The sequence below is a fragment of the Larkinella sp. C7 genome (assembly GCF_006149005.1).
GTDB lineage: Bacteria > Bacteroidota > Bacteroidia > Cytophagales > Spirosomataceae > Larkinella.
Genome location: NZ_VBSL01000006.1, coordinates 380210 through 393623 on the forward strand (window position 1 = coordinate 380210; position 13414 = coordinate 393623).

The following is a 13414-nucleotide window of genomic DNA, read 5'->3' on the forward strand; positions in this document are numbered from 1 at the left end:
ACTTGATTAAAACTTCAGATTCTGTACCCGAACGGCGTTCAGGATGGCCAGCAACGCGACGCCCACATCGGCAAAAACCGCTTCCCACATGGTCGCAATACCACCCGCACCCAACAGCAGCACAATGGCTTTCACGACCAGCGAAAGCGTGATGTTTTGCCAGACAATCTGCCGCGTCGCCCGGCCAATTTTAACCGCCGTGACAATCTTCGACGGCTGGTCGTTTTGAATCACCACGTCGGCAGTTTCAATGGTTGCGTCGGAGCCCAGGCCGCCCATCGCAATGCCCACATCGGCCAGCGCCACCACCGGCGCGTCGTTGACGCCGTCGCCCACAAATGCCAGTTTGGCCCTGGGATTACCGGAAAGGGCTTTTTTCAATCGCTCGACCTCCCGCACTTTATCCTCCGGCAACAGATCGCCGATGGCTTCCCCGACGCCGACTTGTTGGGAAACCGCCTGAACCACCGCCGATTTATCGCCCGACAGCATGACGGTTTTCAGACCCAGCGCGTGCAATTGCCGAACGGTGTCGGCGGCATCCGGTTTTTCCTCGTCGGCAATTGTGAAATACCCGGCAAACTGCCCATCAACGGCGACGAGCACCACCGTAAAAGGAATTGCCGTCAGTGCTTCGTCAAACGTTACGTTGAATTTTTGCAGCAATTTGGCGTTTCCGGCCAGCACGGTTTTGCCGTCTACGGTTCCCTTTAACCCTTGCCCCGGAATTTCTTCCACGTTTTCAACGGAAACGGGTCTCTCTTCCGAACCGGCATAAGCGAGAATGGCCGTGGCCACCGGATGCGTGGATTTGCGTTCCAAAGCCGCCGTCAGATGGGCTAATTCCGGCGTCGTCAGGCCCTGTGCCCGAACTTCCTGCACCTTGAAAACACCCTTAGTCAGCGTACCGGTTTTGTCCATCACCACGGTTTTGACCTGCGTAATCAGATCCAGAAAGACCGAGCCTTTGAACAGAATTCCGTGCCGGGAACCCGCGCCAATCCCGCCAAAATAGCCCAGCGGAATGGAGATCACGAGCGCACAAGGACAACCGATGACCAGAAAAACCAGACCGCGATAGAGCCAGTCCTGAAAGCGGTAATCCGCCACAAAAAAGTACGGCAGCAGCGTAATGGCCAGCGCCAGCGCGCAGATCATCGGCGTGTAGACTTTGGCAAACCGGGCGATGAACTCCTGCGTCTGGGCCTTGCGTCCGGTGGCTTCCTGCACCAGTTTCAAAATGCGCGACAGCTTGGAATCCTGGTAAAGCGTGGTCACTTCCATTTCCACCAGGGTTTGCCGGTTAATCATCCCCGCCAGCACATCTTCGCCTTTGGCAATGGTGCGCGGAACGCTTTCGCCGGTCAGAGCGGCTGTGTCGAACGAGCCGGTGTCGGACGTCAATTTGCCATCCAAACCCACTTTTTCACCCGGTTTGATCTGAATTACTTCGCCAATTTTTACCTGCGCGGCTTTGGTAGGTACGGTTTTTCCGTCCCGCAGAACCGTCACCGTGTCGGGCCGGACATCGAGCAGCGCTTTGATGGAACGACGCGCCCGCATCACGGCGGCATCCTGAAACAACTCGCCAATGGTGTAGAACAGCATCACGGCGACGCCTTCGGGATATTCCCGGATGAGGAACGCACCCATGGTGGCGACACCCATCAGAAAAAATTCGGTGAAGACATCGCCTTTCAAAATTCGCATTCCGGCACGGCGGAGAACCGGTCGGCCAACAGGCCAATAAGCCGCTAAATACCAGAAAAACCGCCACGGATCACGAAACCGGTTCGGCGCGTAATGATCCAGTACAATACCGCCCAGCAGCAGCAAAAAACTGATGATAACCGGCATGTATTCTTCCAGTCGGCCAAATAGGGATTTTGACTTTTCTGAACCCATAGTTTCGTCCGACGATTCGGTTTCGTCCAGATCCAGCTCATCGTGATCGTGCGTATGCCCGTCGTCGTGGGAATGATCGTGATGCTTTGCCATAGTCCTTAAAGTTCAATGAAAAAGTTGAGGATACCGAGGGCGATCAGGATGCCGCCGGTGATCTGTTTTTCGTGGTGTTCGAGCCAATGCCACTGCACTTTGGCCAGTCCCCGGAACGACAGCGCCGTCAGCCCGACCATGCACAGGATCGTAACGGCGGTATACGCAACGCTGAGTGTTGCGACGGCGGGCCAGCCCAGTGTTCCGGCCGTGAAGAAAAACGTTTCGATTTCCAGACAGGGCGACAGCAGCATGGCCAGTGCCAGGGTACCGATAATGGCCCGCTTCGAGCGGCCGGACAGGCCTTTCGGAACGTGTTCGTGGGCGCTGTGCGGGTTATGAACGGCGAAATAGACCAGTCCCATAAAAATCAGGATCAGTGACGCGATCCAGCGGGTTTGGTCTTCCAGTTGGGCCGACAATTCCACGCCAATCGCGCCAATCAACACCCCGAGAATAACCGTGCTGAGCGTGTGGAAAAAACCGCTCAAAGCTGCTACGCCGAGCGTTTCGCGCATCGTCCAGCCTTCGCTCCGGCCGATAAGGGCCACGGGAAGCCAGTGGTTGGGGATGGCCGCGTGGACGGCTCCCAGCAAAATACTACCGATCAATAGATTGAAAAGCATGGGTTTTCTTCTTAATGAACATGACCGCCCGCTTCTTCCGAATTATTTAAAACGGAATGCAGGTCATACGCACCGGCCACTACAATCTGCGCATCTTTTTTTATCGATTCGGGCAACGTTACCGCCTGATAACCGTTCTGACTGACCCCGGTACGGACCGGAACCGGCCGAAACTGGTGGTGAATGGTGCCTTCGTGTTCTTCTTTTCCTTCATAAACAAAAACCTGTGAACCCGTTCCCGATTTGATCACTGCGACATCGGGCAAAGCCGGTTCCGGAGCCGCTTTGGTTTCGATCAGGGCTTTCAGGAATGTGCCGGGGCGGAGTTGCGCATCCGGTTTTTCCAGCGCGGCATACACCCGTACAGTCCGGTCCGGTCCGGTTTCACGGTTGATATACCGCACGCGACCGATGCGTTCGCCCGGCGTTCCTCCGCCGTTTTCGCCAATAATGGAAAGCCGAACCCGCTGCCCGACCTGCACCTTCGCAATATCGCCTTCAAAAACGGTTAATTCGGCATACAGCCCGGATGTATTGATCAATTCGAACAATACATCGTTGGCATTGACAAACCGCCCCCGGTTCACGTTGACTTCCGTGACAGTTCCGGTGATGGGCGAACGGACGGCGACGGTTCGCGTAATGTTGCCCGCCGACAACGCGTTCATCGATACGCCCAGAAGCGCCAGTTGCTGCCGCAGCCCTTCGGCCCGCGAGCGGAGAATTTTGACCTGCGACGTGGCATGCTGAAACGTTTTGAGCGTTCCGACGTTCTCGCGGCTCAATTCGCGCTGGCGTTCGTATTCCTGCTCCTGAAATTCCAGTTGGCTGGTGGTTTCCAGGTATTCCTGCTGCAGCCGGATAAACTCCGGATTTTCGAGCATTGCCAGCAGTTGCCCCTGTTTGACGGCTTGGCCCGGCAGCAGGGGGGTCGAGGTCAGAATACCGCCGTAGGGCGTCGAAACCGACACCTTTTGCTGGGGCGGTATATTCACAACCCCGTTTACGCGGATGAGGTTGCTGAGGGTTCGTTCTTCCAGTCCGCCGAGCCGGATACCCACGGTTTTGAACTGTTCGTCGGTGAGTTCCACCAGCCCTTCGTCGTGCGCTTCATGGTGTTCGTCGTCTTTTTTAACCGTATCGGTATGCGCTTCGGTTGCGGTGTCCTTTTGCCGGTTGCAGGCTGAAAAAAGCAAACCGACACCAACGATGAGGAAAAAAAGCAAGTTGATTTTTAGCGTATTTTTCATGGTTCAATGCTTCCCAGGAGGTATTCAAGGTAGATAATGGTCTGATTCAGGTCGTTCAGGGCGGCCAGATAACCCGTCTGAATACCGCTCGCCGTGCGGAGGTTCTGGAACAGTTCGATGTAGCCAATTTCTCCGGCGCGGTATGACCGGTCTGCTTGTTGACGGATCAGCGTGGCTTGCGGCAACGCCGACTCTTCGTAGTACGTCAGCGTCTCGCGGTTTTTACGGTAGGTTTGCAGGAGTTCCGCAAAAGCGCCTTCGAGGGTGCGCCGACGGGCGTTGAGTTGCGCTTCCGTTCGTTGCTGACCCAACTCTGCTGCCCGAACGCGTGCCCGGAGCGGTTTGGCAACAATCGGAATCGAGATGCCAACCTGCCCGTACGTAAACCGATCGACACCCGTATAAAACCGGTCGGTGCCGTTGATTGTCTGAATGCCCCGCAGCGATTGATTCACCACGCTGAACGAATAATCGGGTTTGAGTCGTGCCCGTTCGACCTCGGTTTCGCGCCGGGCCATGTCGATCTGTTGCCGCAGCAATGCCAGTTCGGGATTTTGCGTTAACGCGACCGAATCCGGTAAACGAATGACGCGAGCGATCAGGACCGAATCCGTAATCTGGGGCAGTTGGTCAGTTCCGAGCAGCGTTTGCAGCCTTCGGGACTGGATTTGCTGGTCGGCACGGTTTTGGAGCAGCGTCATTTGGAGTTGCCTTGCTTCCACTTCGGCCGTCGTTTGTTCGAGCAGGGAACCTTCACCCGTTCGTCGCCGGATGCCAGCCGCCCGCGCTACGGCCGCAAAAAGGCTGTCCTGCCGGGTCAGTTCGCGGTGCAGCGTCTGGAGGTAAACGAGGCCGTAATACGCCGATTTAAGCTGAAAAGCCAGTTCCTGACGCGTGACCCGGCTTTCGGCTTCGGCTCCGCTAATTCGGGCATCGGCCAGGGACTTCTGACTTCGGATCAAACCCGGCGCGGGGAGTCGCTGGCCGATTTGCAGCGACTGATCGACATACCGGCTGTTGTATTGTCCGGCGGTTACGACAAGGTCAGTTTTGCCAACGTCAGAAGCCGTGCCGCGCAACGCCTGTTGATAATCGACATTCAGGGTCGAAACCCGCACCTGCGGATTGTTCAGAAACGTTTGTTTCAGCGCCTGATCCAGCGAAAGGGGCGTCGGTTGAGCGGTTGTCTGCGCCGTTGTTGCTGAAGAAATACCGCTCAGTCCCAGCGTCATCAAGCCAATGAAGGGCCATCCGGTGGCTATGGCGGTTTTGGGTTGGGGCATTAATGACTGGTCCCGTTTTCCAAACCGCTGTTCGATGAGCAGATACAAAACCGGTAATACCAGCAGTGTCAGCAGCGTCGCCGTTAGCAGGCCGCCAATGACGACGGTTGCGAGCGGTTTTTGCACTTCAGCCCCGGCGGTATTCGATAATGCCATGGGTAAAAAACCGAGTGATGCTACCGTTGCCGTCATCAGGACGGGGCGCAGTCGAATGCGGGTTCCCCGAAAAATGGCCTGTTTGAGATCGGCAATGCCGTTCCGGCGCTGGTCGTTGAATTCGGCCAGCAGCACAATGCCGTTCAAGACCGCCACGCCAAACAGGGCAATGAACCCGACAGCCGCCGAAATGCTGAACGGCATGCCGCGCAACCACAAGGCCAGAATCCCGCCAATGGCCGCCAGCGGAATGGCCGAAAAGATCAGTAATGCCTGTCGCAAGGAATGAAAGGTTAGAAAGAGTAAAAGGAAAATCAGGCCCAATGCCACCGGAACCGCTACTTGCAGCCGTTTCCGGGCGTCGATCAGGTTCTCGAACTGACCGCCGTAGGTGACGTAATAACCGGTTGGGAACCGGACCTGCCGACCGATTTTCTGTTGCAGCTCGCTCACGATCCCTTCTACATCGCGTCCCCGGACGTTGAAGCCGATGGTGAGCCGCCGTTTGGCGTCTTCGCGCTGAATCTGGTTGGGGCCGGGAATGAGTTCGACGGTGGCTACTTCCGACAGCGGAATGGCCGGGCCGTCGGTGCCGGCAATGGTCAGTGCCTGAACGTCGTTGATGCTGCGCCGGTTTTCGCCCGCCAGCCGCACCACCAGGTCAAACCGCCGTTCGCCTTCGTAAACCAAGCCCGCGCTTTCGCCGGCAAAAGCCGTGCTGATCGTGCGGTTGACATCATCGACCGATAAACCGTAGCGGGCGAGGGCTTCGCGATCCAATTTGACGACGATCTGGGGCAAGCCTTCCACCTGTTCGATATACAAATCCGTAGCGCCTTTGATGCCCGTGATCAAACCGCTCACCCGTTTGGCGAGCCGGGTGAGTTCATCCAGGTCTTCGCCAAAAATCTTGACGGCCACATCCTGCCGCGCTCCCGAAATCAGTTCATTAAAACGCATCTGAATGGGTTGCTGAAAGCCAAAGGTGACGCCCGGAATGGTTTCCAGGGCCTCCGTCATTTTTTCGGCCAATTCCTCGCGGCTCGATGCGGAAGTCCATTCCGAACGCGGTTTCAGGATAACCATCATATCGGCGGCTTCGATGGGCATGGGGTCCGTCGGAATTTCGCCCGCGCCAATTTTGCTGATGACTTCCTTGACTTCCGGAAACGTTTGCAGCAAAACCCGCTCCGCCTGGGTCGTTTTGTCTACCGTCTGGCTCAGGGACGAACCGGTCAGAACGCGGGTTTCAACGGCAAAATCGCCTTCGTCCAGCGTCGGAATAAACTCACCACCGAGCGTGGTGAAAAGCCAGCCCGCACCCACCAGCAGCAAAACCGCCACCCCTAGCACCAATGCCTTTCGTTGCATAACGCCTTGAATAATGGGTTCGTACAGCCGCTGGAAAACGTCCATCATCCGGTCTGAAATGGTGCGTTTCGTGGAGCCGGTTTTGCTCAGAACCAGTGCCGACATCATGGGCACATACGTCAGCGAGAGGATAAACGCCCCGGCAATGGCGAAGCCGACGACCTGCGCCATCGGGCCGAACATCTTGCCTTCGATGCCTGACAGCGCCAGAATTGGTAAATAGACAATCAGGATGATGAGTTCACCGAAAGCCGCCGAGGTGCGAATCCGGCTGGCGGATTGGTAGATTTCCTCGTCCATTTGCGCCTGAGTCAGCCGGGCCAGTTTTCGAGCGCCCAAATGGTGCAAGGTCGCTTCGACGATGATCACCGCACCATCGACGATCAGACCGAAGTCAATGGCTCCGAGGCTCATCAAATTGCCGGATACGCCGAAAACCTGCATCATGCCCACCGCAAACAGCATGGAAAGCGGAATGACCGACGCCACGACCAGACCGGCCCGCCAGTTGCCCAGAAACAAAATCAGCACAAAAATGACAATCAGCGCCCCCTCAATCAGGTTGCGGGTGACGGTGTTGATGGCGCGGCCCACCAGTTCGCTCCGGTCCAGAAATGCATGAATGTCAACACCTTCGGGCAGGGTTTTGCGAATCTGGTCCATGCGGTTTTTAACCCGCCCGATGACTTCGTTGGCGTTTTCGCCTTTCAGCATCAGCACCAGTGCGCCCACGGCTTCACCCTGTCCGTTGCGCGTCAAGGCACCATACCGCAGTGCTGAACCATACTTTACCTGCGCCACATCGCGAATCAGAACCGGCGTACCGTTTTTGGTCCGGCGAATGACGATGCGGCCAATGTCGGCCAGATTGCCCACCAGTCCTTCGGAGCGGATGAAATAGGCGTTGGGTTTTTTGTCAATGTAGGCCCCACCGGTATTCTGGTTGTTGCGGGATAAGGCTGTAAACAAATCGTTGATGCCAAGTCCGTAGGAGCGAAGCCGGTCGGGGTCGATCGCGATTTCGTACTGCTTGAGCAAGCCGCCGAAACTGCTGACATCGGCCACACCGGGAGTTCCCAGCAACTGCCGCCGAACGACCCAGTCCTGGAGGGAGCGGAGTTCAGTCGGGGAGTATTTCTGTTTGTAACCCGGTTTGGCGTAGATGACATACTGGTAGATTTCGCCCAAACCGGTGGTAACCGGAGCCATTTCAGGCTCGCCCGTTCCCGCCGGAATCTGGCTTCGCGCGCTGGAAAGCCGTTCGCTGATTTGCTGTCGGGCCCAGTAGAGGTCGGTCGATTCCTGAAAAACGATCGTGACGACCGACAGTCCAAACCGGGAAAACGACCGGATTTCGGCGATTCCGGGAATGGTCGCCATCGTTTGTTCGATGGGAAAGGTGATGAGCCGCTCCACTTCCTGGGCCGCCAGCGCGGGCGAGCGGGTGATGATCTGAACCTGGTTGTTGGTAATGTCGGGAACAGCGTCGATGGGCAAATGGCTGAGCGAATAACCGCCCCACACCACCAGCGCCAGCGTCAACAGGCCGATAATGAGTTTGTTACGGATGGAAAAGCGGATGATGGAATCCAGCATACCGGTACGGCGTTAAGGTAAAAAAGGAGTGAAATCGCCGATCAAGGGCGAGAAATGCAACCCAGTTGCACAGAACTGATGGGGCGCAGGTATCCTGTCTTAGCCGATTTGGGGTGGTTGCCAGCAGGAAACCGGGGGAGCGGGCAAGCGGGATTGGAGGGTAGCGTACTGAACAGAAGAAAAAGAAAAAGCCGCAAAGGTGAAGGTAAAAACCGGCATGGATTCCAGCACCGTGCCGCAGCAGGCACAACCGCAGAAAGGCGAACACAAATCCGCACCCGCCGGGTCTGCGTCGTGTTGGTGGTCATCACTGGCGACAGTCGCCGTACTCTGTTGATCGGCGCGCACGCCCAGGCAGCCGTCGGCGCAGGGCCAGGCGGACAACACCAGCAGGTGAACGCTCATCAACAAACAAACCAGTGACTTCATGCCGCAAAGCTATGGGATAAAAGGATGCAACAGGTAGTCAAAAAGTGGCTTCAATTACAAAACCGCTAAAAAAGAACGATTTAGCACTGATCAACCAAGCCTGAAAGGCTTTCATCACTAGCCCCGGGTATCGCCCGGGGTTGATGGACGCCATCCGGTTTATCAAACCCCATCGCGTCCATCATCGCCATTCCATCAATTCCCGTCATCCCATCGCGTTCGCCGACCCCGTTGCATTCGCCAATCCCATTGGGTTCTCCAATCCCCATCGCGTTCGCCAACCCTCGTTCCGCCCACCAAAACCCCGGGTGATACCCGGGGCTAGTGATTGAAGCCTTTCAGGCTTTTGGGGACCGGTGTTTTTTTTGTATTATCCGTACAATCTATACGAACTCTTCCAGAATTGACTAAATCTAAGAACTTAATTTTGGTGGTTTTTATTTTATGGTCAGGCAAAGCTGTCTTAAGTGCTGATAATAAAGCTAATTTTGTGCTTTGTACGCTTCGGTAGCGCCTTGAATACAAGCTGAAATTTGAATTTTTTCAATAATGAATTTTACCGTTTCTCATCTTCTTTCACCCCGGGTTTCCACGCGTACCATTCACCGTGGGGCTGTCGGGGCGTTGTTTTTCCTACAGGGACTGTCTTTTGCCAGTTGGGCATCTAGGATTCCGAGCATTCAACAGACGCTGGGTTTGTCGGATGCAGAACTGGGTGGGGTGTTGCTGGCTCTTCCGGCAGGTCTGATGCTTTCGCTGCCGATTGCGGGCTGGCTAACGACTAAAATCGGCAGTCGCAAAGTGGCCACCTTAGCCGTTGGTCTCTACGCGCTCACGCTCCTGAGTCTGGGATTTGCGCAAACGACGCTGCAACTGATGGCCTGTCTTTTCGTCTTTGGTTTGGTCGGTAACATGGCCAACATAGCAATCAATACGCAGGCGGTGGGCGTTGAAGCCCTCTACAAACGGCCGATCATGGCTTCGTTTCACGGGTTGTGGAGTCTGGCGGGTTTTGCGGGAGCCATGCTGGGAGCGGTTATGATTGGTGCGGGCATCGTTCCCTACCAGCATTTTGCGGCTGTCCTGTTCTTTGCCCTGGCGGCTCTGGCCGTTGCTTCCCGGTATATTTTACCGGAAGACGCCAACACGAATTCGGATCAACCCATTTTTGCCAAACCCGACAGAGCCCTGTTGATTTTGGGCATCATTGCCTTCTGCGCGATGATCTGCGAAGGCGCGATGTTCGACTGGAGCGGTATTTATTTCAAGAAAGTCATTCTGGCCGAAAAAGCGATGGTGGGCGCGGGGTATACGGCTTTCATGAGCACGATGGCCCTCGGTCGGTTTATCGCCGACTGGTTTGCCACGCGTTACGGATTAAAGCGCACGCTGCAATTGAGTGGCGTTCTGATTGCTTCCGGCTTGCTGACCGCCGTTACGTTTCCGTATCTGGGTACGGCCATTGTCGGCTTTTTCCTGGTCGGTTTTGGGGTTTCATCGGTGGTGCCACTGGTGTATAGTGCGGCCGGAAAGTCCACGGTTCTGTCGCCGGGGGTGGCCTTGGCCGCCGTTTCGACCATCGGTTTTCTGGGCTTTCTGATCGGCCCTCCGCTGATCGGTTTTGTAGCCGGTGCCACCAGCCTGCGGATCTCCTTCGTCATCATTGCCGGGATGGGCCTGTGCGTTGCGCTGATGGCGGGCAAGGTGAAGACGGCGGAGTAAGGGTTAGGAACACGAATGAAGGTGCTATACGCCGGAGGGGTTCTCTGTTAATAAAAAATAGGTAATAAACGGTAAAGCCCCGGAGGGGCGTCCTGGCTGATTTTAGGACGCCCCTCCGGGGCTTTGATGGTTCTATGAATCCGGGAGCTATTGACAGAACGCCCCTCCGGGGCTTTGATGGTTCTATGAATCCGGGAGCTATTGACAGAACGCCCCTCTGGGGCTAAATTTAGGGTCACTTACTTCGTTAATTCCAGCAATTTCTCCGGTTCGTCGGTCGTGATAAAGTCGGCTTTGCGTTCCAGCAGCCAGGCCATCATTTCCGGGTCATTAACGGTCCAGACGTTGACGGTTAACTTCTGCTGGTGGGCTTCCTGAATCCAGTTTTCGTTCTTTTTCATCACACTTTGGTGGTAATCAAGCCCGTATAAACCGTCGGCGGCCAGCAGGTCGGGGGCTTTGTCTCCATTGAGGTAGGCCACGTTGGCAGATGGGTCCAGCTCTTTCACCTTTTTGCAGACGTCATAATCGAAACTGATGTAGTCGACCAATTTCCGGCCTTTCTGCGCTTTTACGGCCTGAACGCATTTGGTCGCCAGTGCCAGCGAGTGCTCTTTGCTCACCTTCGACGCCTTAATTTCCAGAATCAACCGGGTTTTCTTCTGCTTCAAACCCGCTTTCAAATAGCTTTCCAGCGTCGGCAGCGATTCGCCGTTGCGGAGTTTGAGGGCGTTGATGTCGGCAGCCGGAGCCGTTTCAAGATTGACCCCCTGCAAGGTATGATCGTGATTGACCACCAGGGCCGAATCGGCGGTCATGTGGACGTCGAACTCACTGCCGTAGCAGCCCAGCTTGATGGCTTGTTGCAGCGACGCAATCGAATTTTGGGGGGCACCGGTATTTTTCCAGGCGCCCCGGTGGGCAATAACTTTGGTTTGTGCCATACTCTGAACTCCAAAACCGGTGAGCAGGAAGACGACGAAACTGAAACAAACGGTTTTCATACGGTTTAGCGGATTACCTGCACAAATGTAGCAGAGAACCCCGCAATGACTGAGCTATTCGCTAAAAATCAGGCGTCTTTCATTGAAAGATAACAATGGGATAACCCAATAGAATGCACCTGTTTGACTAAACCGGAAGAACTATTTCGTGGAGTTGAGCGGAGTAAAAAGAATTAAGCGAAGAAAATTAAAAAACTCCGCTTAACTCTTTTTACTCCGCTCAACTCCGCGATACAACTCAAACTTTCACTTCGCCAGCTCCTTCACCAGCACATCCAGTAGCTTATCTTCCTTTAAATCAAGGGTATATTCCCAAAACATGGCTCCGGCCAGCCCTTTGGATTTGACGTAATAAATTTTGTGTTTCATCGACTCCTTGTCGGCATACGAAATGAACGTACGGCTTTCCGGATTCCACAGATACGGCGCCTTGGCTTTGTCGTCCCAATACCGGGTATACCCGTTTTTGTTGATGTAATTAGCCACCAGATCATCATAATTCGGACTCATGTGTTTGCCCGCCGAGGGTTGAAACAAGCCTTTGTTGACCGGATTGACCGCCGTCCAGCCGCGTCCGTAAAAAGGCAGTCCGAGCACAATCTTGCTGGCCGGAACCCCGGCTTTGATGTGGCCGTTGACGGCGTCGTCGGAGCTGTTGCGCGACCGGTCGCTCAGGGCCGATTGGTACAGCGGGCTGTGGTGACCGGTTTTTTTATCATTCCCGTGATACAAGTCATACGTCATGATGTTGACATAGTCGAGGTATTTCTGCGCATTGCCCAGTTCGGTGTGGTTCACAAAAGCCGTGTCGCCCCCGGTGGCTGCCGTTAGCAGGTAATGGCGGGCTGCGGGGCGGTTGTCTTTTTTGCCCTGCGCATCCAGTTGCTCCCGTAACTCTTTCAGCAACAGCGTGAAATTCTGTTTGTCTACGGGCCGGAAGATGTTGTTTTCGCCAATCTGATCCGGATATTCCCAGTCGATATCGACGCCATCGAGCCGGTGTTTTTTCATGAACGAAACCGCACTTTTCGCGAATTTCTTCCGGGCCGCATCCGTCAGCGAAGCATCGGAAAAATACCGGCAACCGCCCCAGCCGCCAATGGAAATCAGGATTTGCAGGTCTTTATTGATCGTTTTCAGGGTGTTGAGCGTAGCCAGATTCACCGAATCCTTTGCTTTGATCGGGGCCAGTTCGCCGTTTGGGGCGGGGACGGCAAATGCGTAATTGATGTGTGTCAGTTTCTGGGGTTCGATGTCGTTTTTGGTCCAGCCGCCCCCGCCGACGTAGCCGATCAGAACGTATTTTTTGGGTTTGGACTGGCCCAAAACCGGTTGCCCAACGAGGACGAATTGGCAAAAAAGAGCCAGAAAAAGAAGGGGCAGGATACCGTGCGGTTGTTTCATCATCAGGTTGGTCAATGCGTTTGGTAGAGAAGCTGTAAAATTAACACCAATGGCGAGATGGACAATGGGTACGACGAGAGCCTGCTTCTACAAACTCACCAAAGACCACACGAGTGGTTTTGAAAACCAGCGAACAACAAATGAGTTTATTACCTACGGATCTACTTCAACGTCATGAAAATACTGCTTTTTGTATTGCCTTTGCTGCTGATCGGAGTGTCAGCTCAGGCGCAAACCAAATCCACCCCACCCGCCGTTGTCAAGGCCATTGAAGGCGTTACTGGCAAGCAATTTCAGCCCGATACGGTTTTTGCGGCTTTGTCGGAGGATGACGAAAAGTTGCTGGCGAAAGAGCCGGTGGCCAATTGGGGATTGCCACAGGCGGCCGACAACAATATGTCATACTATAATCTGGTGATTGGCACGCGGTCCTATCAACTCGTCATTCTGAAAGCGCCCAAAGCCGTATTCCCAACGGCGACGCTGCTGCGTTTCACCGACCCCAAGTCCAAACCGGAACCCATTGCGCGGGGAAGTCTCAAACCGAAGGAGGAAAAGCCAAAATAAGGAACGGT

9 protein-coding genes are annotated in these 13414 nt (G+C 55.0%); 2 read left to right on the forward strand and 7 right to left on the reverse strand.

Going from position 1 to position 13414, the window contains the following annotated elements:
- Nucleotides 1-6: 6 nt before the first annotated feature.
- From FH871_RS17855 to FH871_RS17875, 5 genes are all read right to left on the reverse strand, one after another.
- Nucleotides 7-1998 carry a heavy metal translocating P-type ATPase gene (locus FH871_RS17855; protein WP_138992765.1) on the reverse strand — a complete coding sequence of 664 codons (1992 nt, stop codon included), beginning with the start codon at nt 1996-1998 and terminating at the stop codon, nt 7-9.
- A 5-nt stretch (nt 1999-2003) separates the two neighbouring features.
- Nucleotides 2004-2624, reverse strand: a complete 621-nt coding sequence (locus FH871_RS17860) for a hypothetical protein (protein WP_138992766.1) — start codon at nt 2622-2624, stop codon at nt 2004-2006.
- A gap of 11 nt (nt 2625-2635) precedes the next feature.
- Nucleotides 2636-3874, reverse strand: coding sequence for an efflux RND transporter periplasmic adaptor subunit (locus tag FH871_RS17865; RefSeq protein WP_138992767.1), 1239 nt, complete (start codon nt 3872-3874; stop codon nt 2636-2638).
- The gene (locus tag FH871_RS17870) at nt 3871-8280 is read right to left on the reverse strand and encodes a CusA/CzcA family heavy metal efflux RND transporter (RefSeq protein WP_138992768.1); all 4410 of its coding nucleotides are present in this window, start codon (nt 8278-8280) and stop codon (nt 3871-3873) included. Before FH871_RS17870 ends, FH871_RS17865 begins: the two co-directional genes overlap by 4 nt.
- Before the next feature lie 99 nt (nt 8281-8379).
- Nucleotides 8380-8709 carry a DUF6660 family protein gene (locus FH871_RS17875; protein ID WP_138992769.1) on the reverse strand — a complete coding sequence of 110 codons (330 nt, stop codon included), beginning with the start codon at nt 8707-8709 and terminating at the stop codon, nt 8380-8382.
- Nucleotides 8710-9258: 549 nt separating this feature from the next.
- Here FH871_RS17875 and FH871_RS17880 point away from each other — a divergent pair.
- Nucleotides 9259-10431: an MFS transporter gene (locus FH871_RS17880; protein ID WP_138992770.1), complete on the forward strand. Its 1173-nt coding sequence runs from the start codon at nt 9259-9261 to the stop codon at nt 10429-10431.
- Between the two features lie 239 nt (nt 10432-10670).
- On the opposite strand, the gene FH871_RS17885 is transcribed toward FH871_RS17880, so the two are convergent.
- Nucleotides 10671-11435 carry a glycerophosphodiester phosphodiesterase family protein gene (locus FH871_RS17885; protein ID WP_138992771.1) on the reverse strand — a complete coding sequence of 255 codons (765 nt, stop codon included), beginning with the start codon at nt 11433-11435 and terminating at the stop codon, nt 10671-10673.
- A gap of 246 nt (nt 11436-11681) precedes the next feature.
- Nucleotides 11682-12839, reverse strand: coding sequence for a glycoside hydrolase family 18 protein (locus FH871_RS17890; protein WP_138992853.1), 1158 nt, complete (start codon nt 12837-12839; stop codon nt 11682-11684).
- A gap of 174 nt (nt 12840-13013) precedes the next feature.
- On the opposite strand from FH871_RS17890, the gene FH871_RS17895 reads away from it, so the two are divergent.
- On the forward strand, nt 13014-13406 hold the full coding sequence (locus FH871_RS17895; protein ID WP_138992772.1) for a hypothetical protein: 393 nt from the start codon (nt 13014-13016) through the stop codon (nt 13404-13406).
- Nucleotides 13407-13414 lie beyond the last annotated feature (8 nt).